Raw genomic sequence first — 973 nt, 5'->3', positions numbered from 1 at the left:
GGGTTACCGGCGCATCTTCTCGCGCTTCGAGAAACTCGATCTCATGTTCCTCGGCTTCATCAGCTTCGTGCTTGTCGCAGATGGACTGAGAATGTGTTAACAGGCCCTAGTTCAAATTAAATTTAATTTAAAGTAATGCTGGCCGGGGCGATGAAGCAGGCTAAACTTGCCATGCAATGAGCACACAGAAAACCATCCCACGCGGACCACGCACCGACGGCGAGGCCACCCGCGCCCGCCTGCTGGAGGCGGCCGGCCAGCTGTTCTCGCAACAGGGCTTTGCCGAAACCACCAGCAAGGCGGTGGCCCTGCTGGCCGCTGCCGACCTGGCATCCATCAACTACCACTTCGGCAGCCGCAACGGCCTGTACCAGGCGGTGCTGTTGGAAGCGCACCGGCAGCTGCTTGACCTTGACGACCTGCAGCGCATCGCCGGCAACGCGATGAGCGCGGAACAGCGTCTATATGAATTGCTCGCTTGTCTGGTCCAGCGCGCCCAGCAACCCGAGGCCTGGGCACCGCGCGTGCTGGCACGCGAACTGCTGGCCCCCTCCTCGCACCTGCAGGTGCTGATGGAAGAAGCGGTTCCGCCGAAGATGATGGAGGTTGCGCAGATTCTCAGTGAGATCGCCGGCATCCCCGCCAACGAGCCGGCCCTGCTGCGCTGCCTGCTGAGCGTCGCCGCGCCGTGCATGATGTTGATCGTGGTCGGTCGTGGCGTGCCAGGCCCGCTGCAGGCAGTGGTGCAAGGCCCATCGCAGCCGCTGCTGGAGCATCTGCACCGCTTTGCGATCGCCGGCCCGCAGGCGGTCGGCGCGGACTACCGCAGCAAGCCTACGGCTGTGGATGTGGGGGCGGGGGGGACCCCGCCCCCGCAGTGTAGGTATGACAGCGGGGGGTGGGGATTGGATGCCCAGACCAGGTAGCGCGGGAGGCCCCAGGCCCCAACGCGGTTGGGGGGGGCCGCGCCCAC

The 973-nt window shown here is 65.2% G+C and carries 1 protein-coding gene and 1 pseudogene; both read left to right on the top strand.

Translation table 11 applies throughout. The features are described 5' to 3' along the window. Window positions 1-100 (top strand): annotated as a pseudogene (locus AC1VXC_RS21070) (IS5-like element ISCARN85 family transposase); the annotation flags it as partial. Between the two features lie 76 nt (window positions 101-176). Beyond that, complete coding sequence (locus AC1VXC_RS21065) at window positions 177-926, top strand: TetR/AcrR family transcriptional regulator (RefSeq protein ID WP_482995090.1); 750 nt, start codon at window positions 177-179, stop codon at window positions 924-926. The last annotated feature ends 47 nt before the right edge of the window (window positions 927-973 follow it).

The sequence above is a fragment of the Stenotrophomonas sp. STEN033 genome, from assembly GCF_056856655.1.
The sequence above is the reverse complement of the archived record's forward strand: the minus strand, read 5'-3'. Positions and strand labels throughout refer to the sequence as shown.